Below are 23,288 nucleotides of genomic sequence, written 5' to 3'. Positions count from 1 at the left end.
ATGCTTGGCGGAAAGTCCGTACTGGTAACGGGTTCCACGTCCGGTATAGGCCTGGGCATCGCGCGCGCGTTCGCCGCCGAGGGCGCGAACGTGACCCTCAACGGTTTCGGCGACCCCGAGACCGTTGCCGGACTGCGTCGCGACATCGAGGAGACGTTCGGGGTGAGCGCGGCCTATTCGGACGCCGATGTGACCAAGCCGCACGAGGTCGCAGACATGATCACCGGTGCCGAAAAGTCTTTCGGCGCAATCGATGTCCTCGTGAACAACGCGGGCATCCAGTACGTGGCGAAGCTCGAGGAATTCCCGGTCGAGAAGTGGGACGCCGTGATCGCGACGAATCTGTCGGCCGTCTTCCACACGTGTCGCTGCGCGCTACCGGGGATGAAACGCCGTGGCTGGGGCCGAATCATCAACATCGCCTCGGCGCACGGCCTTGTCGCCAGCGCCGAAAAAGCCGCGTATGTCGCGGCCAAGCACGGCGTTGTCGGACTGACCAAGGTGGTGGCCATCGAAACCGCCGACCACGGCATAACCTGCAACGCGATCTGCCCCGGTTGGGTGATGACACCCCTGATCGCCCAGCAGATCCAAACCCGCGCCGACGCGGCGGGCAAGTCGTTCGAAGAGGCCAAGCCGGAGTTCGTCGCCGAAAAGCAGCCGATGGCGCGCTACACCCAACCGGAGGACATCGGTGCGCTCGCGGTCTTTCTGGCCGGCGACGCGGCCGCCACCATCACCGGCGCCAGTTATTCGATCGACGGCGGGTGGACCGCCCAATGAGGCGAAATGAACAACAGCATCGGGGTTTTCGGCGGCCGGCGCCACCCGCAGTTGAGGCTCGTTGAGCAACGTAATTGCTGAAAAACGGAGTTTTCATAGGCATTTCGGCGATATGCTATTACGCTTTTAGCGTTAGGCCATCGGGCGAGTGTCGCAGCGGATCGGCGGGAGGCACATCGTGTCATACCTCGTGACGGCTCCAGAGCAGCTGCAGTCTGCGGCCGAAGGTCTGGCAGGCATCCGCTCGTTGCTGTCCGGATCCGCCGCGTCGGCGGCGGGGCCCACGACGGCCGTGGCCGCCGCCGCCCAGGACGAGGTATCGGCTTTGGTCGCAACGCTATTCAGCGACTTCGGCCAGGAATTTCAAGTCATCAACGCCCAAGCCAACCTGTTTCACGATGAGTTCGTCGGCTTGATCAACGCGGGCGCCGGCGCCTACCTCAACACCGAGCTGGCCAACGCCGGAGCCGCGGCCGCCGCGGATTTGAACCTGTCGTCGTTCCTGGGCGGCAGCGCGAGCCTGAACCTGAACGGTGGCGTGGTGACCCTGCCGCCGATCCTGGGCGGTGGGGTGCTGAGCGTGCCGTCGTTCATCACCGGGGGTGTGCTGGATCTGCCGCCGATCCTGGGCGGTGCGGAATTGATCGTGCCGTCGATCTACAGCGTCGGGTCGTCCGTCGCCACCGCACTGAACCCGATCGTCAATGGCGGCGTGGTGGGACTGCCCGCGTTCCTGGGCGGTGGGGAGTTGACCGTGCCGTCGATCCTCACCGGCGGCGTGCTCGAACTGCCCGCAACCCTCGGCGGTGGTGTGCTGGGGTTGCCCTCCATCATCACCGGTGGCCTGCTGAGCCTGCCGTCCAGCCTTGGCGGCGGCGTGTTTACGGTGCCCCCGATCAGCAGCATCTTGACCCCGATCCTCGAAGGCGGCGCGGTGACCCTGCCGCCGAGCCTGGGCGGTGGGCAGCTGAGCATCCCGTCGATCCTCACGGGTGGGGTGCTGAGCCTGCCCCCGATCGCGGGCGGCGGGGACGTCAGCATCCCGTCGATCCTGACCGGCGGTGTGCTGAGCCTGCCCTCGAATCTCGGCGGCGGGGACGTCGGGATCCCGTCGGTCGTCACCGGCGGCATTCTGACGCTGCCCCCGAGCCTGGGCGGTGGGCAATTGACGGTGCCCCCAATCGTCACCGGCGGCCTGCTCGGCCTGCTCGGCTGACCGTACCCCCGACGGAGGATCGGAATCTGCTCGGCTACAACGACATTCGGGCGTTGATCACTCGGTGGGCGCGGGTGTCATCGACCCGATGTAGTACGTCTCGTGACCCGTCGGGTAGCCGCCGCCGTTCGTGGCGATGTGAACGTGGTCGTAGTGGTTGAGCGTTTCGTTGCCCAGGTTTGACATCCAGCTCGGTGCGCCGACGCCCGGGTAGATCTTCTGGCGCCAGATCACGTGGTTGATGCCCCACCGTTTCGCGTTCGCCAGGGCGTACCCGGCGATTTCGTTACCCAGCTGGATGCCTTCGGGGCTGGCGTGGTTGGGGATCATCACGTCGATCGCCAACCCGTTGGGGTGCCACGGCAACGGGTCCTCGCGATACCCGTAGATGGTGGTGATCTCCGGGAACAGCACGCTGATGGCGCGGGCCGCCCAAATGGTCTTGACCTGCAACCGCTGCTCGGACGCGACGCCGGGGGACAACGGGAACAGGAATTGCTGGGCGGCGGCGGGAGCGCCGGCCGCCAGCTTCTCCACCTCCGCGGGACTGGCGATCTGCGGCGCCGGACCGCCCGGTGGCGGCGCGGCGGTCGGACCGGGCGCCGCCGCGGCGAGCGGCCGCCCGGACGGCGGGGCGGCCTGGCCTGCGGCCGGCTTGTCGGCGCAGCACGGAGTGGTGCCCTGAGCGTGCGTGGGTTTGGCGCCTTGCGCGTAGATGATGGCGGCCGAGACCACCAGCGAGGCCGCCAACGCCAACCAGCGGCTTCGACCGATGGCTAATCCGCCCTTGCGCACGAACAGCAGCTTAGCGCCGTCTGGGACGGCTGTGGCAATCTTTTCCGAAGAATCAGGGCACCATCCAGGACAGCAACGAGGCCTGCAGCCCCGAGAGCGCGCAGATGAACGCCAGGAACACCAGGCTCCAGACGAACACCCGGCGGAAGATGTCGCCTTCCTTGCCGTGCACGCCGACCGCCGCCGCCCCGATGGCGAGGTTCTGCGGCGAAATCATCTTGCCGAGCACTCCGCCGGAGCTGTTGCCGGCGGCCATCAACACCGGGGACAGCCCGGCCTTGGTCGCGGCGGTCACCTGCAGCGCGCCGAACAGCGAGTTCGAGGAGGTGTCGGACCCCGTCACCGCTACACCGAGCCAGCCCAGGATGGGGGAGAGCAGCGCGAAAGCGCCGCCGGCCCCGGCCATCCACGTGCCCAGGGTGATGGTCTGCCCGGACGCGTTCATCACGAATGCCAATGCCAGCACTGCCATTACGGTGACGATGGCCCATCGCAGCTGATGCAGCGTCGCCCCGTAGGCCCGTACCGCCCTCGCCACCGACAGGCGCAGCGCGACCATGGTGAGGACTCCGGCCACGAGCATCTGGGTGCCCGGCGTGGTCAGCAGATTCAACGTGAAGTTGGGCAGCGACGACGGGGCGCCTTTGGCCGTATAGAGGTGCAGCCCCGGCCAATGCACGATGAAGGTCGCCTTGTCGAGAAGCTTCTTCACCCACGAGATCTGGCAAATCACGAAGACGGCGATGACGATCGCGTAGGGCGCGTACGCGCGCAGCACCTGCCCGCGCGGGTCGGGATCCGCGACGCGCCCGGCGAAGTCGGGAGCCGGCGCGTCCGCGGCACCGCCGGCGATGACCGGGGCGCCGACGTGTTCGGGGCGTGACGGCCGGATGCGAACCACCGACACAACGGCACCCGCGGACAACAGGGACGCGATCACGTCCGCCAGTGGCACCGACACGAAGTTCGAGGTCGCGTATTGACCCAGGCCGAACACCACGCCGCCCGCGAGCGCGGGGATCCATGTTTCGCGCACGCCGCGGCGGCCGTCGACGATGGCGACCAGCGCCAGGGGGACGAAGACCGCCAGGATCGGGGTCTGGCGTCCGACCATCGCGCCGAGCGTGTCGGTCGGCAACCCGGACGTCTTGGCGAGCGTGATGATGGGCGTGGCCATCGCGCCGAATGCCACCGGTGCCGTGTTGGCGACCAGCGCCAGCACCGCCGCCTTGATCGGTTTGAAGCCCAGCGCGAGCAGCATCACTGAGGTGACCGCGACCGGCGTGCCGAACCCGGCGAGCGCTTCGAGCAACGCGCCGAACGAAAACGCGATGATGATCGCCTGGATCCGGTGATCGTCGCTGACCGTCGCAAAACTGCGTCGCAGCACGTCGAAATGGCCTGTCACCACTGTCATCTGGTACACCCAGATCGCGTTGATCACGATCCACAGGATCGGGAAGAACCCGAAGACGGCGCCCTCCGCGCCCGCCAGCGCCGCCTGGCCGATCGGCATCCCGTAGACCGCGACCGCGATCACGATCGCGACGGCCAGCGACGCGACGGACGCGATCCAGGCCCGCACCCGCAACACACCGAGCATCACGAACAGCGATGCCAGCGGCACGGCCGCAACGAGTGAACTCCATGCCAGCGAGTGGCCGACGGGATCGAGGATCTGGCGATACATGTTGCGCAGCTTCCGGACGGATGGGTGTGGAGGGCGTTTCTGGTCGCGAACCTCCTTGAGCCGCAACGGGAGTCGGTGGCCCACCGTGGGCAGGCCACCGCGGCGACCGCGGTCGTCGTCGTATCGGTGCTCCACCCAGCACTCTATCTCCGCGGGCAGCGGTCGTGGCGTTCTGTTTTCGCGCGGAGAGCTTTGTCGCGGCGCCGTTAGTCGTTGAGACTTTCGGCATTCACCTCGAATTAATCCGGTCGCCTTGCTCTTTGCGCTGCCACACGAATATGCCGAGCGCGAGGATCCACACGAACGGTATGTCGGTGAGGAACTTGCTCCAGTAGTGATCGATCTCGGTGGCCGCCTGCACGACCATCAACGCCCCGTGCGCAAGATTGGCCCACATGGTGAAGTTCAGAAACGAGGAGTAGCCACGAGGGTCAGCGGCGGCGAGCAACAGAAAGGCTCCCCACACGATGTAGATCACCATCAGCATCGGCGGAACGTGCATATGTTCGCTGCCGCAGCGCACGTCGTTCCATATCGTCCAGTTCAACGCGCCGCCATGCTCGGCCAACAGCGGCGACTGCGTGAGAAAGCCGACGAACAGCGACACGAAGATCGCCAGCGTGAGCACGCCGTAGACGCGTAGGAACACCCGGAACGCGCTCATGACCGGTCCGCCGTGCCCGTGGCCCCATGGCTTCCACCCGCTATCAAGTAGCGCGTGGGTGTCTCGTGCGTCATCTCGGTTCCTTTCGTGGGCAAACGGTCTGAACGCCTATACAGAGGCGCTGTGGTGCCCAAACTCATCGGCGCTGACACGTCGGTCCGACCCAATTCGCACTGGCGGGCTTCCTGTCGGTGAGGCCGAGACTGGCCAACCCCGAGGACGACTTCTGGATGCGCTATCGCACGCGATAGCGCCGTCGTGGATCATCGTATGACCGCCGGTCGGTACAGATGTGGCAAAAGTGGCCCGAGTCGGGAAGGAGTGTCGTGCTACACGGAATCGCACGACTGGCCATCGCCGCGCCGCGCCGCGTCATGGCGGTAGCCGTTTTCGTCATGGTCTGCACCGCGATCTTCGGCATCCCGGTCAGCAAGACCCTCTTGCCCGGTGGGTGGTTCGACCCCGCCTCCGAATCGTCGCGGGCGTCGGCGTTGCTCTCGCAGAAGTTCGGCGAGGGCGACATGATCATGCTGATCACACTGACCTCCGACGGCGGCGCGCAGGGTCCCCGTGCCACCGCGGTCGGCACCGATCTCGTTCGGCGGCTGCAGAATTCGCCACACGTGAGCCAGGTGCGGTCCGCGTGGACCGTGCCGCCGGCGGCGGCGCGCGCCTTCGTCAGCAAGGACGGCAAGACCGGCCTGATCGTGGCCGCGATTTCCGGCGGCGAGGCCAACGCGCAGAAATACGCCGAGCGTCTGTCGCGCGAGCTCGCCCATGACCGCGACGGCGTGGCGGTGCGCTTCGGCGGTGAGGCGACCGTCACGTGGGAGGTGGACGAGCAAACCCGGGACGACTTGTTGGTCATGGAGTCGCTGGCGCTGCCGCTGAGTTTCGTGGTGCTGGTCTGGATCTTCGGGGGGTTGTTCGCGGCGGCGCTGCCGGTGGCCGTCGGCGGGTTCGCGATCCTCGGTGCCATGGCGTCGCTGCGCACGGTCTCGCTGTTCACCAGCGTTTCGATCTTCGCGCTGAACCTGACCGTCGCGATGGGCGCCGCGCTGGCCATCGACTACACCCTGCTGATCCTCAGCCGGTTCCGGGATGAGTTGGCGGACGGCCAGACTCGCGACGCGGCGCTGATCCGCACGATGGCGACGGCGGGCCGCACGGTGTTGTTCTCGGCGATGACGGTGGCGCTGTCGATGGCCACGATGGCGCTGTTCCCGCAATACTTCCTGAAATCGTTCGCCTACGCGGGGGTCGCTGTGGTCGCGTTCGCGGTGGCCGCCGCGGTCGTGGTGACGCCGGCGGCGATCGTGCTGTTGGGCGAGCGGCTCGATTCCCTGGACGTGCGCCGGTTGGCGCGCCGGATCCTGCGGCGGCCGCCCTTCCGGATGGCTCCGGTCGAGCGGGGCATTTGGTATCGATGGACGAGGGCCGTCACCCGCCACGCGGCGCCGATCGTCATCGCCATCGTGGCGCTGCTGTTGCTGCTCGGCTCACCCTTCCGCGAGGTGCGGTGGGGCGTCGTCGACGACCGGGTGCTGCCCACCTCGGCGTCGGCGCGGCAGGTCGGCGACCAGCTGCGCAACGGCTTTGCGGGCAGCGGCGTCCCCGACGTCACCGTCGTGCTCCCGAACGCGGCCGGACTCGGCCCGGCCGATCTGAACGCCTACGCCGCCGCGCTGTCGCGGGTGCCGGACGTGTCGTCGGTGTCCTCGCCGGGGGGCACCTTCGTCGGTGGCCGGCTGGCCGGGCCGCCGACCGGGCCCGCAGTCATCACGGACGGCGCCGCGTTCATGACCGTGGTCACCACGGCACCGCTGTATTCCGCCGCCTCCAACGCGCAGCTCGACCGGCTGCACGCCGTCGCAACCCCGTCGGGCCGCCCGGTGCAGCTCGCGGGCGCCGCACAGGGCAACCGCGACACCGTGCACGCGATCATGACCCACCTGCCGCTGGTGCTCACGCTCATCACCCTGATCACGCTGCTGCTGGTTTTCCTGCTGACCGGAAGCGCGGTGTTGCCTTTCGAGACGCTGGTGACGAACACCCTGTCGCTGGCCGCGGCATTCGGCGCGGTGGTGTGGGTGTTTCAGCAGGGGCACCTGGGCGGCCTCGGCACCGCGGCGACCGGCACGATCGGCGTGGACTTGCCGGTGCTGTTGTTCTGCATAGCTTTTGGGCTTTCGATGGACTACGAGGTGTTCCTGATCGCCCGGATCCGGGAGTACTGGCTGGCGTCACACCGGGGCTGGGGCGCGAACGACAGGAGCATCGCGCTCGGCGTGGCGCACACCGGCCGGGTGATCACGGCCGCGGCGCTGATCATGGCGATCTCCTTCGTGGCGTTGATGGCCGCGCAGGTGTCGCTCATGCGGCTGTTCGGGTTCGGGCTCACGGTCGCGGTGCTGGTGGACGCCACGCTGGTGCGGATGCTGTTGGTGCCGGCGGTCATGCAAGTGCTCGGCCGGGCTAACTGGTGGGCGCCCGCCTGGTTGGCCCGGCTGCATGACCGGGTCGGGTTCAGCGAGAGCGGGGTGGATACCGAAAAAACCGATTGGCGGGCGGTCGGTCGCCGGGTGCTGTTCGGCGTGCACAGCTAGTCGCCAGGGTGAGGTCGCCTGATCAGACGGCGATAGCCTCGTCGACCGCGGGATCGGACAGCGGGCGGCGGCCGGTCAGGAGGAGCAGCGCCAGTTCCTGGTCCGCGAAACGCTCGACGAGCAGCGGGACGTACTCCCGCACCGGTCGGCCCTCGAACCGGGCATGAACGGCCTGCACGACGACGGCCACGGTTTGCGCTGGAATGCTCGAATACTTGCTGGTCAACCGATCGGCCACCTGGGCGATGATCGTCTGTTCACTCAACTCGATCACCGCGCCAGGTTCGCATGCGTTTCACGCCGAAGTCAAACACCGTTAACGGGGTTTCCGGGCCGCCCCGGCGCGCCGTCCAGCTGAGTATTGTGTACTATACCGAGCATGGCGGAAAGACTCCCGGCGAAGCTGGCGGAACACCCCACGGTGAAGAGGGTGGGCGCGCGGCGGAAACGGCGGCCCGGCGTGCTGGACGCCGACTGGCTGCGCGAGCTGTGCCTGGCCGCCGGCGTCGACGACGTCGCGTTCGCCGCCGTGGACAACCCCGCCCTGGCCTCCGAGGTCGAGCATGTCGAGGCCGCGCTGCCGGGAACCAGGAGCTACATCTCGCTGGTGGTCAAGATGAACCGCGACAACGTGCGATCGACGGCGCGCAGCGTCGCGAACCAGGAGTTCCACCGCAGCGGCGAAGTGCTCAACGAAGCGGCCCATCGGATCGTGCGCCGGCTGCAGGACGCCGGTTATCGGGCCCTGAACCCGTCGGCGACATTCCCGATGGAGATGGACAACTTCCCCGGCCGCATCTGGGTGGTGGCCCACAAGCCCGTTGCGGTGGCCGCCGGCCTGGGCGTTATGGGCATCCACCGCAACGTGATTCACCCGCGGTTCGGCAACTTCATCCTGCTGGGCACGATCCTGGTCGACGCCCCGATCAGCGGCTACGGCGAGCCGCTGGATTACAGCCCGTGCCTGGAGTGCAAGTTGTGCGTGGCGGCGTGTCCGGTCGGCGCGATCGGTAAGGACGGCGATTTCGACTTCGTCTCGTGCTCGGTGCACAACTACCGGGAGTTCATGGGTGGGTTCACCGACTGGGTGCAGACGGTCGCGGACAGCGCCGACGCGGCCGACTTCCGTTCGCGGGTCAGCGATTCGGAGAACGCGTCGATGTGGCAGAGCCTGGCGTTCAAGCCGAACTACAAGGCCGCCTACTGCCTGGCGGTGTGCCCGGCGGGCGAGGAGGTCATCGAGCCCTACCTGGAGAACCGCAAGGGCTTCATGGACTTGGTGCTGAAACCGCTCCAGGACAAGAAGGAGACGTTGTACGTGCTGCCGAACTCGCGGGCCAAGGCGCACGCCGAACGCCGCTATCCGCACAAACCGGTGAAGGTTGTCGACAGCGGTATCCGGGGGCGCTGACGATCCGGCCGGGGCAGACCGCAAGGCGCTCGGCTGCACCATGTTTCGGCGCGTCCCGTGGCGCCGGGGGCCGGACGTTTCTCTCAGCGTGACTTTTATGCACGTGCCACGCTTCGGCCGGCGGCGAACGCTGGAGGCGCGGCAGACGGCGGCGCCCAGTCCGCCGGTCCGTCGTCGGCCGGCCCACGGTGCACGCGAAGCGGCGCAACGCTGCTCGACCTGTGTGTTTGCCGTTCACGGCACCGATTCGTTGCTGGGCAGGTCGATCAACGAAGGGATCGAGCCCACCGATCGACCGCGAGGCCGGCGTTACGTCCGGGTAAAACCGCCCGCTTGGCGAGTGACGTCGGCGGCGCCGCGTTCGCGACGCGGGCGAGGCCGCGTTGCTGCCCGCCAGCCGATGGGGCCGCGCGCTGTTAGGCTTCGCGCCATGCACGCGGCAGCCTTTGTTTGCTCCCCATTCGTGCTTTGTTGTCGCTGACTCGTAAGCCCGTGCGCGGATTGGGAGTTGGTAAACACCGGTGATGTTCTAGCGCCTTCCGCAGCCACGGGACCCAGGTAACCCAGCACCCAAGTCCCACATTGGAAGGCCACCAATTGCTCAGCGACATCCGGAGCGCACCACGCGGGCGGCGCGCCCGCCATATCGCGGCGCTGACCCTTCTGGTCGGCGTGGTTGCCGCGTGCGGCGGCGGCGCCAGCGACATCGCGGGTGGCACTGGCCCGGCCAACGGGAACACGAAGATCACCTTGGTTGCCTATTCGGTCCCGGAGCCGGGCTGGAGCAAGGTGATCCCGGCGTTCAACGCCTCGCAGGAGGGGCGGGGCGTGCAGGTCATCACGTCCTACGGAGCCTCCGCCGATCAGTCCCGGGGCGTCGTCGAGGGCAAACCGGCAGACATCGTGAACTTCTCGGTCGAGCCTGACGTCACCCGACTGGTCAAGGCCGGCAAGGTCTCCGCGGACTGGGACAAGGGCGCCACCAACGGGGTCCCATTCGGGTCGGTGGTGACATTGGTTGTCCGCAAGGGCAATCCGAAGAACATCCGCGATTGGGACGACCTGTTGCGGCCGGGCATCGAGGTCGTCACGCCCAGCCCGCTGAGTTCGGGGTCGGCCAAGTGGAACCTGCTTGCCCCGTATGCGGTCAAGAGCGGCGGCGGCCGGGATTCCAGTGCCGGCGTCGATTTCATCAGCAAGCTGGTGCACGAGCACGTCAAGTTGCGTCCGAGTTCGGGTCGTCTGGCCACCGGTGTCTTCATCGAGGGCAGCGGTGACGTGTTGATCAGCTACGAGAACGAGGCCATCGCCATTGAGCGGCAAGGCAAATCGGTGGAGCACGTCAACCCGACGCAGACCTTCAAGATCGAGAACCCGCTGGCGGTGGTGAGCACCAGTGCGCACCTGGATGCCGCGACCGCATTCAAGAATTTCCAGTACAGCGCCGAGGCGCAGAAGTTATGGGCGCAGGCCGGTTTCCGGCCGGTCGACCCCGCCGTGGCCGACAAGTTCCGCGACCAATACCCGGTGCCGGTGAAATTGTGGACGATCGCCGACCTCGGCGGCTGGAGCAAGGTGGACGCGCAGTTGTTCGACCGGAGCGGCGGCAGCATCACCAAGGTCTACCTGCAGGCGACCGGATGACCGCCGCCGTTCTCCCCGACCCGGAGGCCGTCCGGCCCGAACTCACCCCACCCCGCGGCGAGCTACCGGAGCCGCGACCCGCGCGGGCGTCCGCTCCGCCGGGGGGCACGTCGCTTCAGGTCGGGGTGGCGACGCTGTGGCTGTCGCTGATCGTGCTGCTGCCGCTGGCCGCCATCGCTTGGCAGGCGGTTGGCGGGGGCTGGCAGGCCTTCTGGCTGGCGGTCACGTCGCACGCCGCGCTGGAGTCGTTCAAGGTGACGCTGACGGTTTCGGTGGTGGTCACCATCATCAACCTGGTGTTCGGGCTGGCGACCGCCTGGGTGCTGGTGCGTGACGACTTCGTCGGCAAGGGAGTGCTCGACGCCATCATCGACCTGCCGTTCGCGTTGCCGACCATCGTCACCAGCCTGGTCATGCTCGCCCTCTACGGCAAGAACAGCCCGATCGGCATTCATTTGCAGCACACCCCGCCGGGCGTGGCGGTGGCGTTGATCTTCGTGACGCTGCCGATGGTGGTGCGGGCCATCCAGCCCGTGCTGCTGGAAATCGACCGGGAGGCCGAGGAGGCGGCGGCGTCGCTGGGCGCGACCGGTCCGAAGGTTTTCACCTCGGTCGTGCTGCCGTCGCTGACGCCTGCCTTGTTATCCGGTGCCGGCCTGGCGTTTTCGCGTTGCATCGGCGAATTCGGCTCGGTGGTGACGATCGGCGGTCAGGTGCCGGGCAAGACCGAGGTGTCGTCGCAGTGGATCCGCGCCCTGATCGAGAACGACGACCGCACCGGCGCCGCCGCGATATCCATTGTCCTGCTGTCGATCTCGTTCACCGTGCTGCTGCTCCTGCGCATCGTGGGCGGCCGGAGGGCCAAACGCGAGGAGAAGGCCGCATGACCTCGGGCCGCCACGCGCTGCGCTCGCTGGTGCTGGCCTACCTCGGTGTGGTGCTGGTCGCCCCGGTGGCCATCATCTTGTGGCGCACCTTCCGGCCCGGACTCGCCCAGTTCTACACGTGGATCAGCACGCCGGCGGCGATCTCGGCCCTGCACCTGTCGCTGCTGGTGGTGGCCATCGTGGTACCGCTCAACGTCATATTCGGTGTCCTGGTTTCACTCCTGTTGGCGCGCAGCAGGTTCCGCGGCCGGGGTGTGCTGCAGACGGTCGTGGACCTGCCGTTCGCGGTCTCGCCGATCATCGTGGGCGTGGCGTTGATCGTGCTCTGGGGCTCGGCCGGCGCGCTGGGTTTCGTCGAAAAAGACCTCGGCATCCCGGTGATCTTCAGTACCCCCGGCATCGTTTTGGCCAGCATCTTCGTCACCCTGCCGTTCGTGGTGCGCGAGGTCCAACCGGTACTCCAGGAAGTGGGGACCGAGCAGGAGCAGGCGGCGGCGACGCTGGGTTCGGGTTGGTGGCAGACGTTTTGGCGGATCACGTTGCCGTCCATCCGGTGGGGTTTGACCTACGGCATCCTGTTGACCACCGCGCGCACCCTGGGCGAGTTCGGCGGGGTCATCATGGTGTCGTCGAATCTGCCGGGGGAATCGCAGACGCTGACGCTGCTGGTGAACGATCGCTACAACCGTGGGGCCGAATACGGCGCCTACGCGCTGTCGACGCTGATGATGGGCGTCGCGGTCGCGTTCCTGATCGTCAAGGCCATTCTGCTCATTCGCCGGGCGCGAGCTCGGGCCTAGGCATGACAAGGAGACAGCAACCATGACCGAAACCGGGAGCGGCCCGACCGCCTACGCGATCACGGTGCGTGACGCCTACAAGCGCTATGGCGATTTCGTGGCGTTGGATCACGTGGACTTCGTGGTGCCGAAGGGGTCGTTGACGGCGTTGTTGGGTCCCAGCGGTTCGGGCAAGTCGACGCTGTTGCGGGCGATCGCTGGGCTCGATCACCCCGACTCGGGCACGGTCACGATCAATGGCCGGGATGTGACGGGGGTGCCGCCGCAGCGGCGCGGGATCGGGTTTGTGTTTCAGCATTATGCGGCGTTCAAGCACCTGACGGTGCGTGACAACGTGGCCTATGGGCTCAAGATCCGCAAGCGGCCCAAGGCCGAGATCAAGGAGAAGGTGGACAATTTACTGGAGGTGGTGGGGCTGAGCGGTTTTCAGACCCGCTATCCCAATCAGCTGTCCGGGGGTCAGCGCCAGCGCATGGCGTTGGCCCGCGCGCTGGCGGTGGATCCGCAGGTGTTGTTGCTCGACGAGCCGTTCGGCGCGCTGGATGCCAAGGTGCGTGAGGACTTGCGGGCGTGGTTGCGCCGCCTGCACGACGAGGTGCATGTCACCACGGTGTTGGTGACCCACGATCAGCAGGAGGCGCTGGACGTGGCCGATCGGATCGCGGTGCTCAACAAGGGCCGCATCGAGCAGGTCGGGTCACCGCTCGAGGTGTATGACTCCCCGGCGAACACCTTCGTGATGTCCTTCCTAGGCGCGGTGTCCGTGCTGAACGGTGCTCTCGTCCGCCCGCATGACATTCGGGTGGGTCGCAACCCCGAGATGGCGGTGGCCGGCGGGGACGGCACGGCGGAGTCGATCGGGGTGGTGCGCGCCACCGTGGATCGGGTGGTCGCGCTGGGGTTCGAGGTCCGCGTCGAACTGACCGCCGAGGCCACCGGCGGGCCGTTCACCGCCCAGATCACCCGCGGTGACGCCGAGGCCCTGGCGCTGCGCGACGGCGACACCGTCTACGTCCGCGCCACCCGCGTGCCACCCATCGCCAGCGAGGTGACCGAAGATCAGGCGGGACTCAGGTCGGCGTGACGAGTCGGCCCGCTTTACCCGGCGGTCGTCCGGTATTGCGGGCAGTACGCGGACGACGACAGCCCCAGGAAGAAGCCGGCCTGCCTGGCCGAGAGATTCGCGTCCTTCATCAGCTTCATCACCAGCAGGGGCCGGGTTGTGCCCTGGTCGAGTAGGGCGCACATGTTGCGGGCCATCCCGATGGCGACGTTGTTGTCGGAAATTGGGATCGCCTGGCCCGCAAGGGCTGCGATGAACGCATCATCGTTTGGGTCGGCGGAGGCCGGCGCGGCGAAGAGCGGCGCAGCGGCGGAAAGCAGGACCGCGATGAATGTCGGCCACGTCGCAGGACCGACCCTCGCATGGGCCATGGTTCCTCTTTATGCGGGCGAATGTGCTTCGCTACAAAAATAACCGGTAAGGCAAGGGCAACCCTCACATCATCGGCGGGAACGGCACCATCCAGGTCATCGAATTGTCGGTCTTGCCCTTGTATTGCGGGCAGTAGGCGGCCACCGAAAGCCCGACGAAGTAGCCGGCCTGCTTCGGCGAAAGTGGGGTGTCCTTCACGATCCCCATCGCCACCGCGGTTGACGCCTCGCCCTTGTCGAACCCGGCGCACACCGAGTGGCCCATCGAAACCGCGGTGCCGCGGTCGGACATCGATATCCCGTTTCTGGCGAGGGCCGCGACGAAGGCATCGTCGATCGGCTCCGCGGCTGCGGGCGCCGCGCCAAGGAGCGCGGCCGCGGCCAGTACGACCCCGCAGGCAGTCGACCACTTCGCGGGACCCGCATTCGTCCGGGCCATGGCCTCTCCCTCGACGGGTGAATCGGCTTCGAGTCAAGAACGACTTGGTTGAACGGTAACTGAAATCTGGACTTTCTTCTCGCCGAGCGGCCGCAAGAATTCCGCAAGAAGTTCGCGACGAAGCGGCAAGCGCCGCGCAGCAACGTATGCGTTGCCGGTCACGGCGACCGGCCCGCAAGGAAACTTCGCAAAGAAAAGTGTCCGACCGCGGGGGAGCGGTGGCTCTTAGCTATGCGAGCGGCCGACCGGGTCGCTGCGGTTCCGATCTTGGGACCGGTAGCGGCGCGGGACAGGTCAACTTGCACACAACTACAGACCCCCACCCGAGAGGACGAGAGGAAACCCCGGTGAGCACCGACCTCGACAACGCGCCGACCCAGCGCACGCGCGGCATCAGCACGCTGACCCCCGTGAGCGAGTTCCGCATCGCTCTCCGCGGGTGCTACGCGTCGGGATCGCGCGCCCTGGCGGTGACCGAGACGTCCACGCTTCCCCGGATGAAGGCCGTCGTCCCCGCCGTAACCCCGCTGCCGGCCAAGGCTCCGCGGAAATGGCAGGGCCTGTACGCGCTGAAGCCGTGGTACACCCGCCGGTTGACGCCGATCGTGAACCTCGCGGTGCGGCGGCACATCTCCCCGGACGTCTTCACCGTCGCCGGGGTGCTGGCGGCGGGCGTGGCCGGAGTGACCGTCGCGCTGGGCTGGTACCCCCTGACGGCGGTCTTCCTGGCGCTGCGGCTGGCCGGCGCCAACCTCGACGGCGCGGTCGCCCGAGCCCGCGGCGTCAGCCGGCCGTGGGGATTCGTCGTCAACGAGATCGGCGATCGCGCCTCGGACCTGTTGACCTTCGCGGGGCTCGCGGTGTGGGCGGCGCGGCAGCGCGGCCCGGGGCTGCACTGGCTGTCCTGGCCGGTGCTCATGGTGCTGGTGGCTGCGCTGGCCGCGACGCTGCCCACCTTCGCCTCGTTGGCCGGAGCCGCCGCCGGCGCGCCCCGGCGCAACGGTGGCCCGCTTGGCAAGACGGAGCGCTGCCTCTTCGTCTTCCTGGCCACCGCGTTTCCGGTCATCCTGCCGGTGGTTGCGACGCAGCTGGTGAACGGCTCGCTGATCACCACGGTGCTGCGGCTGCGGGCCGCCCACCGCGAGCTGGCGGCCAAGCGTCAGGACGCGCAGGCCACGCAGGAATTGGCGGTGCTGGCATCATGACCGCGATCCGGATCAGCAGCATGCTGCGGCACCGGCTGTGGCGGGCGGTGTGCGCCGTTTCCGGCGGGCTGACCGTGACGGGTCGCTGGCCGGTGCGGGGCGGCTGTGTGGTGGTGGCCAACCACTCCTCGCACGCCGACACCGCCGTGCTGCTGGCCGCGCTGCCCGCGGGCGCCCAGCCGGTGTTCGCCGCGGCGGCCGACTACTGGTTCGACGTGCCGGTGCGCCGCTTCGTGGCCTCCTCGCTGATCGGGATCCTGCCCGTGCGGCGGTCCGGCAAGGACACCTACGCCCAGCTGCTGGCCGCGGCCCGCCCGGCCCTCAAGGCCGGGCGCACCGTCGTCATCTACCCCGAGGGCACCCGGTCCACGGACGGCACCATCGCCGAATTCCGTTCCGGCGCCGTCCGCTTGGCGCGCGACTGCGGCGTGCCGATCGTCCCGGTCGCGGTGCTGGGCACCGCGGAGGTCCTGCCCAAGGGCGCGAGCTTCATCTCCCACGCGCCGATGCAGGTCCGCATCGGCGAGCCCGTCGACCCGACCGAGACTTCCGCGGCACAACTGCGGGAGCAGGTCGTGGCGCTGCGGGGAGACGCCCCGGTCGAGAGCCTGGAGCGTGCCGATCGCAAGCGCGGCGAAGCCGGGCGCAGCGGGTCGGCACAAGGCAAATTGGCGCACGCCGCCTGACGCCGGCTCAGCCGAGCAGATAGGCCAGCGGGAGGACCAGCAATAGCGAGTCGATCCGGTCGAGCAGACCGCCGAATCCCGGGAGCCACGTGCCCGCGTCCTTGACCTGGGCCTGCCGCTTCACCATCGATTCCACGAGGTCGCCGAGCACGCCGCCGAAGGCCACCGCCACCAGCAGGCCGAGGGTCATCGTGCCCAGCAAGGTCAGCACCAGGAATGCCCCGATGACCGCGCCGACCAGCCCGCCGACCGTCTTGTTGGGGCTCAACGGGGACAACGGTTTTCGCGCCCAGCTCAAGAAGCGCAGGCCCTTTCCGCCGCACCAGGCCGCGACGTCGGTGGCCGCGGCCGCGAAGCACACCAGGTACGCGTCGGACCACAACGTCACCAGGTGTGCCAGGGACCAGCAGATCCACACCGAACCGAACGCGGTGAACGTCGTTCGCCGGCCGCCGTTGTCGACATCGCCGCTGAACACCGAGGGCAGTGCGCACGCCAGCACGATGATCGGCGCGAGTCGCAGCAGCGGCGGATGCAGCCAGGCGGCAAGCGGATACAGCACGGCCAGCGCCAGCAGCAGGTACGTGTCGGCCTTGCCGAGTTTCACCAGGCGCGCGTACTCGAACACCGCGACCACGGCCAGCGCGGCCGCCAGCGTCGCGGTGGTGCCCCGGCCTATCCAGATGGGGATGCCGACCACCGGCGCGATCATCACCCACGTCGTCCACCGCCGGATCAGCTCACGCCGGCGCGACGCGAGCACCACGACACCGGCGACCACCAGGATCACCACGGTGACCCACAGGAAGAACACCGACCGCGCGTACAGGTGCACGTGCAGCGGACCCACGTCGAAGTTGAGGGGTAACCGGCGGTCCCAGTGCAGGATCCGCAGGTAGTAGTCGACCAGCATCAGCGTGGCCCGTCCACATCAGCCTCCCAGCAAACTGTGGTCCAGGAAACGATAAGCCGTCCTGGCCGATCCAGGAAATGAAATCGAATCAGCGGGATTCGTGTCGGCTACCTGCGACCGTGGCCCGCACTGGGCGTCTGGGATGGGCTCGCGGTAGGGTCAGGGGAGTGTGTGGACTGACCGGTGAGGTTCGACTCGACGGCCGGGTTCCCGACGTAGCGGCGGTGTCAGCAATGGCTGCCGTCCTGGCGCCCAGGGGGCCGGACGCGGCGGGGGCCTGGTCCCAGGGCCGGGTGGCCCTCGGTCATCGTCGCCTCAAGATCATCGATTTGACCGAAGCCGGCGCCCAGCCGATGGTCGACTCGGAGCTGGGCCTGGCGGTCGCCTGGAACGGCTGCATCTACAACTACAAGGAGCTGCGGCGCGAGCTGACGGAGCACGGCTACCGGTTTTTCTCGCACAGCGACACCGAGGTTCTGCTCAAGGCCTACCACCGCTGGGGCGACGACTTCGTCAGCCATCTGTACGGAATGTTCGCCTTCGCCATCGTCGAACGCGACAGCGGTCGGGTGTTGCTCGGCCGCGACCGGCTCGGCATCAAACCGCTGTACCTGACCGAGGACGGTCGCCGGATCCGGTTCGCGTCGACGCTTCCCGCGCTGCTGGCCGGCGGCGGCCTGGACACCCGCATCGATCCCGTTGCGCTGCACCACTACATGACGTTCCACTCCGTGGTGCCGCCGCCGCTGACGATTCTGCGCGGCGTGCGCAAAATCCCGCCCGCGTCGGTGGTCGCGATCGAGCCCGACGGCCGGCGCAGCACGACGACCTACTGGACGCCCGACTTCAGCAGGCGCGCCGATCGCTCCGATTGGTCGGAACGCGACTGGGAGGACGCGGTGTTGTCCACGCTGCGGGTCGCGGTCGAGCGCCGGCTGGTCGCCGACGTCCCCGTCGGTTGCCTGCTGTCCGGCGGTGTCGACTCCAGCCTGATTGTGGGTCTGCTCGCCGAGGCGGGCCAGCACGGGCTGTCCACGTTCTCGATCGGCTTCGAGCCGGCCGGCGGCGTCGAGGGCGACGAGTTCCGGTGGTCGGACATCATCGCCCGACGCTTCGAAACCGACCACCACCAGATCCGCATCGGGACCGACCGGATGCTGCCCGCGCTCGACGGGGCGATCGGCGCGATGAGCGAGCCGATGGTCAGCCACGACTGCGTCGCCTTCTACCTGCTGAGCCAGGAGGTCGCGCGGCACGTGAAGGTCGTGCAGTCGGGTCAGGGCGCCGACGAGGTGTTCGCCGGCTACCACTGGTACCCGCCGATGGGTTCCCCGGCGGCGGCGACGCTGGAGGGGGCGGTCGCCGAGTACCGTGGCGCCTTCTTCGATCGCGATTCGACCGAGCTGGCGGGTCTGCTGGGCGCGGGCAATCTCGCGCCGGGGGATCCCAGCCAGCGCTTCGTGTCCGAGCACTTCGCGCGAGCGGGCGCCGAAACCGGCATCGACCGCGCCCTGCGGCTGGATACGACCGTGATGCTGGTGGACGACCCGGTCAAACGGGTGGACAACATGACGATGGCCTGGGGATTGGAGGGCCGGGTTCCGTTCCTCGACCACGAGCTGGTCGAGCTGGCGGCGACCTGCCCCCCGGAGCTGAAGATCGCCCACGACGGCAAGGGTGTCCTCAAACAGGCTGCGCGACGGGTGATTCCGTCGGAGGTCATCGACCGGCCCAAGGGCTACTTCCCGGTTCCCGCGTTGACCCACCTCGAAGGGCCCTACCTCGACATGGTTCGCGACGCCCTGTATGCGCCGGTCGCCAAGGAGCGCGGGCTGTTCAACTCGGAAGCGGTCGACGCCCTGCTGGCCGACCCCAACGGCAAGCTCACCCCGTTGCGCGGCAATGAGCTTTGGCAGATCGCCCTTCTCGAGCTGTGGTTGCAGCGGCACGGCGTGACGGGCCCGGCCGCATGACCGCCGTCGACCCCTCCCACGAACACACGCACGATCACACCGAGGATCACACCGAGGCCATCACCATGGGCCTGCACGACGCGTCCCCGCCCGAGCTGGTGGACGCGATGGCCAAGGACGTCGAGCTCGAAATGGGCTGGGGCCGACTGATTTTCGGTCAAACCTTTGCCGACCCGGAAACCTTGGCCGAGACGCTGCGCCGGGAGGTCGCCGGGCGGCGCGACATCTGCATCTACGCGCGCGAATCCCACGTGGTGGTCGCCGGGGCACCGACCGAGCTCTTCATCGACCCCAGCCACACCTATCGACTGCGCTTCACCGGGCACCCGGACGAGGAACGCCTGGCGCCGTCGCCCGTCGGCATGACGGTGCGCACCCTGAACGGCCCAGACGACGCCGACGCGATGAACCGGGTGTTCGTCCGCTGCGGCATGGTGCCCGCGCCGGTCGAAACGATCTGGGACAACCACCTGCACGCCGACGCGGTGACCTACCTGCTCGCCGTGCGCGACGACGACGGCGCCGTGGTGGGGACCGTGACCGGCGTCGACCACGAGTTGCTGTTCTCCGATCCCGAGGAGGGGTCCAGCCTGTGGACACTGGCCGTCGATCCCGCCGCGGCGCTTCCCGGAGTGGGTGAAGCGCTGACCCGGGCGGTGGCCGACCACTTCCGGCGTGCGGGCCGGGCCTATATGGACCTGTCGGTCGCGCACGACAACGCCGCGGCCATCGGCCTTTACGAGAAACTCGGCTTCGTCCGGGTTCCCGTGCTGGCGATAAAGCGGAAGAACGCGATCAACGAGCCGCTGTTCACGCCGCCCCCGGAGACGGTCGAGGACCTCAACCCCTACGCCCGGATCATCGCCGACGAGGCGATGCGCCGCGGAATATGGGTCGAGGTCCTGGACGCCGAGACCGGCGAGATGCGGCTCACGCACGGCGGTCGCAGCGTGATCACCCGCGAATCGCTGTCCGAGTTCACCTCGGCGGTAGCGATGTGCCGTTGCGACGACAAGCGGTTGACGCGCCGCCTGGTCTCCGAGGCGGGCATCACCGTGCCCCGCGCGCGCCTGGCCACCTTCGACGACGGCGACTTCGCCTTCCTGCAGGAGGTCGGCGAGGTCGTCGTGAAACCCACTCGCGGCGAGCAGGGCAAGGGCATCACCGTTGGGGTCGTGGCCGAGAAGGGGCCCGACGAGCTCGCCTCGGCGTTGGCGCGGGCGCGGGCGCATTACCCCGAGGTGCTCATCGAGGAGCGCGTCGACGGCGACGACCTCCGCCTGGTGGTGATCAACGGCCGGGTCGTCGCCGCCGCGCTGCGCAAGCCCCCGGAGATCATCGGCACCGGCGACCGCACCGTGCGAGACCTGATCGCGGCCGAGAGCCGCCGGCGTTCCGCGGCCACCGGCGGCGAGTCGAAGATCCCGATCGACGACATCACCGAGGCGACCGTGGCCGAGGCCGGCTGGACCCTGGACGACGTGCTGCCGCAGGGGAATCGGCTGCGGGTGCGCCGCACCGCCAACCTCCACCAGGGTGGGACGATCCACGACGTCACCGCCCAGGTGAACCCGGAACTGTGTCGCGTCGCGGTGGCGGCGGCCGAGGCGATCGGGATCCCGGTGACGGGCATCGACCTGCTGGTGCCCGACGTCACCGGGGCCGACTATGCGTTCATCGAAGCCAACGAACGACCGGGGCTCGCCAACCACGAACCCCAACCCACGGCCGCGGCGTTCATCGACTACCTGTTCCCCGGTCAGCCGGGGCAGCCACCGGCCTGGACCCCCGAGGAGTCACGCCTCGACCGCGACTGAGCTTGCGATGCGCCTTGTTTGGGTAATGCTCTGCTCACGCAGATAGGAGTCACATGAGCGCGGGCGTGCAAACCGGAACCATCACCACCCACATTCCGGCGCGGCTGGACCGGCTGCCCTGGTCGCGGTTTCACTGGCGCGTCGTCATCGGACTCGGCGGCGTCTGGATCCTCGACGGGCTCGAGGTCACCATGGTCGGCAACGTGTCGTCCCGCCTCACCGAGAAGGGCAGCGGCATCGGCCTGACCCCCGCGCAGATCGGTGTGGCGGCGGCTTTCTACATCGCCGGGGCATGCCTGGGCGCGCTGGTCTTCGGTCACCTGACCGACCGATTCGGCCGGCGCAACCTGTTCATCCTCACACTCGTGGTGTATTTGACCGCCACCGTCGCGACCGCATTCGCCTTTGCGCCTTGGTATTTCTTCATCGCCCGCTTTTTCACCGGATCGGGCATCGGCGGTGAATACGCCGCGATCAATTCGGCTATCGACGAATTGATCCCCGCTCGGGTGCGCGGTCGCGTGGACCTGGTGATCAACGGGACCTACTGGCTGGGCTCGGCCGCCGGCGCGGCCGGGGCGCTGGTGCTGCTGGACACATCGAACTTCGCGCCGAACATCGGCTGGCGGCTCGCGTTCGGCGTCGGCGCCATCTTCGGCATCTTCGTCTTGCTGGTGCGGCGCAACGTTCCGGAGAGCCCGCGGTGGTTGTTCATCCACGGGCGCGCGGACGAGGCGGAGCGGGTGGTCGGCGAAATCGAAGAAGAGGTGCGCCGCGGGAGCGACGAACCGCTGCCCGAACCGGCGGGCCGGCCCCTCAAAATCCGTCAGCGCGAGACGATTCCGTTTCGGGAGATCGCGAGGGTGGCGTTCACGCTGTACCCGCGCCGCGCGGTGCTCGGGCTGGCGCTGTTCACCGGGCAGGCGTTCCTCTACAACGGCGTCACGTTCAACCTGGGCACGCTGCTGAGCGGGTTCTACGGGGTGCCGTCCGGCAAGGTGCCGGTGTTCTTCATCCTGTGGGCGCTAAGCAATTTCGTCGGACCCCTGGCGCTGGGGCACCTGTTCGATACCGTCGGCCGCAAACCGATGATCACGGCGACCTACCTCGGGTCCGCCGTGGTGGCCGTCGTCCTCGCGGTCGTGTTCGTCACGCAGACCGGCGGCGCCTGGACGTTCATCGCCGTCCTGGCGGTGGCGTTCTTCCTGGCGTCGGCGGGCGCCAGCGCGGCGTACCTGACGGTGAGCGAGATCTTCCCGATGGAGACCCGGGCGCTGGCGATCGCGTTCTTCTACGCGGTAGGGACGGCGATTGGCGGCATCAGCGGCCCGTTGCTGTTCGGTCAGCTGATCAACTCCGGAGAGCGCGGCCAGGTGGTCTGGTCGTTCCTCATCGGCGCCGCGGTGATGGCGATCGCGGGCCTGATCGAGCTGTGGCTCGGCGTCGCGGCCGAACGGCGCCCGCTCGAGGAGTTGGCGTTGCCCTTGACGGTGGCCGACGCCGAGCGCGAGGAAGAAGCGCCCCGCCAGCCATAGCCGCGGTCTCCAGACGTTGGGTGTGAATCGTGGGCTTTGCGTGTGAATCGTGGGCGGGAAAATCGCCGGACGGCCGCCCTGGACGCACACTGAAAGCCCTGAGTTCACTAGCGCACTCGGCGCCAAGTGTTCAAGACGTCGTCGACGCGTTGGCGCACCCGATCTCGGGCTGTCGCGCGGTCGACGCCGGACATCAGCAGTTGGTCGTAGTTTGTGTCGAGGTGTCGGACGGATGCCGCGACGGCGAGGTAGACGGCGTCGGGGTCGAGTGCTCGCGCGGCGGCGCTTCGACCGACTCGACCGCTACCGCGCATCGCTGCGTGCCGCGCGATGTCGTCGGCCCGGGCGGGGCGACAACCCGGGAACAGCTCGCGGATCGCGGTGGCGAACTCGGCCTGAAACTCTAGATCCTCCGATGCGCGCCGTGCCTGGTCCCGCTCTCGGCGACGCGAGCGGGCCTCGGCATCCGATAGGCACTCCTGTTCGGCACGTTCAATTGCGTCGGCTTCAGCCAGGATTCCCTGGCGCTCATAGCGATTGCGTGCACGGCTCCACCGCACGACCACTGCAGAAAGGCCGCTTCCTTTCTTCGCGCGCCTGGTCAGCGCCGCATCGCCCGACGGCAGGAAGACGAGGTGCCCGAGGTCGGCGCAGTCCAGGCACAGCGGGGCGCCGTCTTCGATTTTCAACAAGCCGCCGGTGCCCGCGCATGAGGTGCAGGTCCACTTTTTCACGGGTGAGATCACCAGGAGATCCGGCGACCGCTTGTGCGGCCTGGTCATAATGCCTT

The 23,288-nt window shown here is 68.1% G+C and carries 20 protein-coding genes and 1 pseudogene; 13 read left to right on the top strand and 8 right to left on the bottom strand.

Annotated elements, in window-relative coordinates; all coding sequences use genetic code 11:
* Positions 1 to 783, top strand: a complete 783-nt coding sequence (locus A9X00_RS22755) for a 3-hydroxybutyrate dehydrogenase (RefSeq protein WP_067158634.1) — start codon at positions 1 to 3, stop codon at positions 781 to 783.
* A gap of 178 nt (positions 784 to 961) precedes the next feature.
* On the top strand, positions 962 to 1,999 hold the full coding sequence (locus A9X00_RS22750; protein ID WP_197515240.1) for a PE family protein: 1,038 nt from the start codon (positions 962 to 964) through the stop codon (positions 1,997 to 1,999).
* Between the two features lie 57 nt (positions 2,000 to 2,056).
* Here the strand turns inward: A9X00_RS22750 and A9X00_RS30920 are convergent, their stop codons facing one another.
* The 3 genes from A9X00_RS30920 to A9X00_RS22735 all read right to left on the bottom strand — a co-directional run bounded on the left by A9X00_RS30920 (position 2,057) and on the right by A9X00_RS22735 (position 5,148).
* Entirely contained in the window at positions 2,057 to 2,803 is a 747-nt protein-coding gene (locus tag A9X00_RS30920) for a glycoside hydrolase (protein WP_067158629.1), read from the bottom strand.
* Positions 2,804 to 2,846: 43 nt separating this feature from the next.
* Complete coding sequence (locus A9X00_RS22740; protein ID WP_067158678.1) at positions 2,847 to 4,484, bottom strand: L-lactate permease; 1,638 nt, start codon at positions 4,482 to 4,484, stop codon at positions 2,847 to 2,849.
* Between the two features lie 229 nt (positions 4,485 to 4,713).
* A complete protein-coding gene (locus A9X00_RS22735; protein ID WP_067158627.1) occupies positions 4,714 to 5,148 on the bottom strand; it encodes a DUF6632 domain-containing protein in 435 nt (144 codons plus the stop codon).
* 326 nt (positions 5,149 to 5,474) lie between these two features.
* Here A9X00_RS22735 and A9X00_RS22730 point away from each other — a divergent pair, with 326 nt between their 5' ends.
* Positions 5,475 to 7,754 carry an MMPL family transporter gene (locus A9X00_RS22730; protein ID WP_067158677.1) on the top strand — a complete coding sequence of 760 codons (2,280 nt, stop codon included), beginning with the start codon at positions 5,475 to 5,477 and terminating at the stop codon, positions 7,752 to 7,754.
* Positions 7,755 to 7,776: 22 nt separating this feature from the next.
* Here the strand turns inward: A9X00_RS22730 and A9X00_RS22725 are convergent, their stop codons facing one another.
* Positions 7,777 to 8,028: a three-helix bundle dimerization domain-containing protein gene (locus tag A9X00_RS22725; protein ID WP_067158625.1), complete on the bottom strand. Its 252-nt coding sequence runs from the start codon at positions 8,026 to 8,028 to the stop codon at positions 7,777 to 7,779.
* Between the two features lie 105 nt (positions 8,029 to 8,133).
* On the opposite strand from A9X00_RS22725, the gene A9X00_RS22720 reads away from it, so the two are divergent.
* From A9X00_RS22720 to A9X00_RS22700, 5 genes are all read left to right on the top strand, one after another.
* Complete coding sequence (locus A9X00_RS22720; protein WP_067158623.1) at positions 8,134 to 9,165, top strand: epoxyqueuosine reductase; 1,032 nt, start codon at positions 8,134 to 8,136, stop codon at positions 9,163 to 9,165.
* A gap of 645 nt (positions 9,166 to 9,810) precedes the next feature.
* Positions 9,811 to 10,809: a sulfate ABC transporter substrate-binding protein gene (locus A9X00_RS22715; protein ID WP_067158675.1), complete on the top strand. Its 999-nt coding sequence runs from the start codon at positions 9,811 to 9,813 to the stop codon at positions 10,807 to 10,809.
* A complete protein-coding gene (cysT, locus tag A9X00_RS22710; RefSeq protein WP_067158621.1) occupies positions 10,806 to 11,696 on the top strand; it encodes a sulfate ABC transporter permease subunit CysT in 891 nt (296 codons plus the stop codon). Before A9X00_RS22715 ends, cysT begins: the two co-directional genes overlap by 4 nt.
* The gene (gene cysW / locus A9X00_RS22705; protein WP_067158619.1) at positions 11,693 to 12,496 is read left to right on the top strand and encodes a sulfate ABC transporter permease subunit CysW; all 804 of its coding nucleotides are present in this window, start codon (positions 11,693 to 11,695) and stop codon (positions 12,494 to 12,496) included. Before cysT ends, cysW begins: the two co-directional genes overlap by 4 nt.
* Positions 12,497 to 12,518: 22 nt before the next feature.
* Positions 12,519 to 13,580, top strand: coding sequence for a sulfate/molybdate ABC transporter ATP-binding protein (locus tag A9X00_RS22700; RefSeq protein WP_067158617.1), 1,062 nt, complete (start codon positions 12,519 to 12,521; stop codon positions 13,578 to 13,580).
* 14 nt (positions 13,581 to 13,594) lie between these two features.
* Here the strand turns inward: A9X00_RS22700 and A9X00_RS22695 are convergent, their stop codons facing one another.
* On the bottom strand, positions 13,595 to 13,930 hold the full coding sequence (locus A9X00_RS22695; protein WP_067158616.1) for a DUF732 domain-containing protein: 336 nt from the start codon (positions 13,928 to 13,930) through the stop codon (positions 13,595 to 13,597).
* 64 nt (positions 13,931 to 13,994) lie between these two features.
* Complete coding sequence (locus A9X00_RS22690; RefSeq protein WP_067158614.1) at positions 13,995 to 14,369, bottom strand: DUF732 domain-containing protein; 375 nt, start codon at positions 14,367 to 14,369, stop codon at positions 13,995 to 13,997.
* A 347-nt stretch (positions 14,370 to 14,716) separates the two neighbouring features.
* Here A9X00_RS22690 and A9X00_RS22685 point away from each other — a divergent pair, with 347 nt between their 5' ends.
* Complete coding sequence (locus A9X00_RS22685) at positions 14,717 to 15,574, top strand: CDP-alcohol phosphatidyltransferase family protein (protein WP_232006904.1); 858 nt, start codon at positions 14,717 to 14,719, stop codon at positions 15,572 to 15,574.
* Positions 15,571 to 16,260 (top strand): lysophospholipid acyltransferase family protein, encoded by a 690-nt coding sequence (locus tag A9X00_RS22680; protein WP_082975444.1) that lies wholly within the window; start codon positions 15,571 to 15,573, stop codon positions 16,258 to 16,260. The genes A9X00_RS22685 and A9X00_RS22680 overlap by 4 nt, the downstream gene beginning before the upstream one ends.
* Positions 16,261 to 16,267: 7 nt before the next feature.
* On the opposite strand, the gene A9X00_RS22675 is transcribed toward A9X00_RS22680, so the two are convergent.
* Positions 16,268 to 17,173: a phosphatidate cytidylyltransferase gene (locus A9X00_RS22675; protein ID WP_067158612.1), complete on the bottom strand. Its 906-nt coding sequence runs from the start codon at positions 17,171 to 17,173 to the stop codon at positions 16,268 to 16,270.
* 167 nt (positions 17,174 to 17,340) lie between these two features.
* Here A9X00_RS22675 and A9X00_RS22670 point away from each other — a divergent pair, with 167 nt between their 5' ends.
* From A9X00_RS22670 to A9X00_RS22660, 3 genes are read left to right on the top strand one after another with little or no spacing between them, the layout of a single operon-like run.
* Complete coding sequence (locus A9X00_RS22670) at positions 17,341 to 19,146, top strand: N-acetylglutaminylglutamine amidotransferase (RefSeq protein ID WP_067158610.1); 1,806 nt, start codon at positions 17,341 to 17,343, stop codon at positions 19,144 to 19,146.
* On the top strand, positions 19,143 to 20,963 hold the full coding sequence (ngg, locus tag A9X00_RS22665) for an N-acetylglutaminylglutamine synthetase (RefSeq protein WP_067158671.1): 1,821 nt from the start codon (positions 19,143 to 19,145) through the stop codon (positions 20,961 to 20,963). Before A9X00_RS22670 ends, ngg begins: the two co-directional genes overlap by 4 nt.
* A 53-nt stretch (positions 20,964 to 21,016) precedes the next feature.
* Positions 21,017 to 22,498 carry an MFS transporter gene (locus A9X00_RS22660; RefSeq protein WP_067158608.1) on the top strand — a complete coding sequence of 494 codons (1,482 nt, stop codon included), beginning with the start codon at positions 21,017 to 21,019 and terminating at the stop codon, positions 22,496 to 22,498.
* A 107-nt stretch (positions 22,499 to 22,605) separates the two neighbouring features.
* Here the strand turns inward: A9X00_RS22660 and A9X00_RS22655 are convergent.
* A pseudogene (locus tag A9X00_RS22655) lies at positions 22,606 to 23,262 on the bottom strand (DUF2293 domain-containing protein); the annotation flags it as partial.
* Between the last annotated feature and the right edge of the window lie 26 nt (positions 23,263 to 23,288).

The organism is Mycobacterium sp. 1245805.9, assembly GCF_001672915.1.
Classification (GTDB): domain Bacteria; phylum Actinomycetota; class Actinomycetes; order Mycobacteriales; family Mycobacteriaceae; genus Mycobacterium.
The sequence above is the reverse complement of the archived record's forward strand: the minus strand, read 5'-3'. Positions and strand labels throughout refer to the sequence as shown.

Coding starts and splice junctions, on each gene's coding strand:
- cysW (WP_067158619.1), top strand. CDS start 11,693: ATGACCTCGGGCCGCCACGCGCTGCGCTCGCTGGTGCTGGCCTACCTC.
- A9X00_RS22735 (WP_067158627.1), bottom strand. CDS start 5,148: ATGAGCGCGTTCCGGGTGTTCCTACGCGTCTACGGCGTGCTCACGCTG.
- A9X00_RS22740 (WP_067158678.1), bottom strand. CDS start 4,484: ATGTATCGCCAGATCCTCGATCCCGTCGGCCACTCGCTGGCATGGAGT.
- cysT (WP_067158621.1), top strand. CDS start 10,806: ATGACCGCCGCCGTTCTCCCCGACCCGGAGGCCGTCCGGCCCGAACTC.
- A9X00_RS22700 (WP_067158617.1), top strand. CDS start 12,519: ATGACCGAAACCGGGAGCGGCCCGACCGCCTACGCGATCACGGTGCGT.
- A9X00_RS22720 (WP_067158623.1), top strand. CDS start 8,134: ATGGCGGAAAGACTCCCGGCGAAGCTGGCGGAACACCCCACGGTGAAG.
- A9X00_RS22690 (WP_067158614.1), bottom strand. CDS start 14,369: ATGGCCCGGACGAATGCGGGTCCCGCGAAGTGGTCGACTGCCTGCGGG.
- ngg (WP_067158671.1), top strand. CDS start 19,143: ATGACCGCCGTCGACCCCTCCCACGAACACACGCACGATCACACCGAG.
- A9X00_RS22695 (WP_067158616.1), bottom strand. CDS start 13,930: ATGGCCCATGCGAGGGTCGGTCCTGCGACGTGGCCGACATTCATCGCG.
- A9X00_RS22755 (WP_067158634.1), top strand. CDS start 1: ATGCTTGGCGGAAAGTCCGTACTGGTAACGGGTTCCACGTCCGGTATA.
- A9X00_RS22675 (WP_067158612.1), bottom strand. CDS start 17,173: ATGCTGGTCGACTACTACCTGCGGATCCTGCACTGGGACCGCCGGTTA.
- A9X00_RS22680 (WP_082975444.1), top strand. CDS start 15,571: ATGACCGCGATCCGGATCAGCAGCATGCTGCGGCACCGGCTGTGGCGG.
- A9X00_RS22660 (WP_067158608.1), top strand. CDS start 21,017: ATGAGCGCGGGCGTGCAAACCGGAACCATCACCACCCACATTCCGGCG.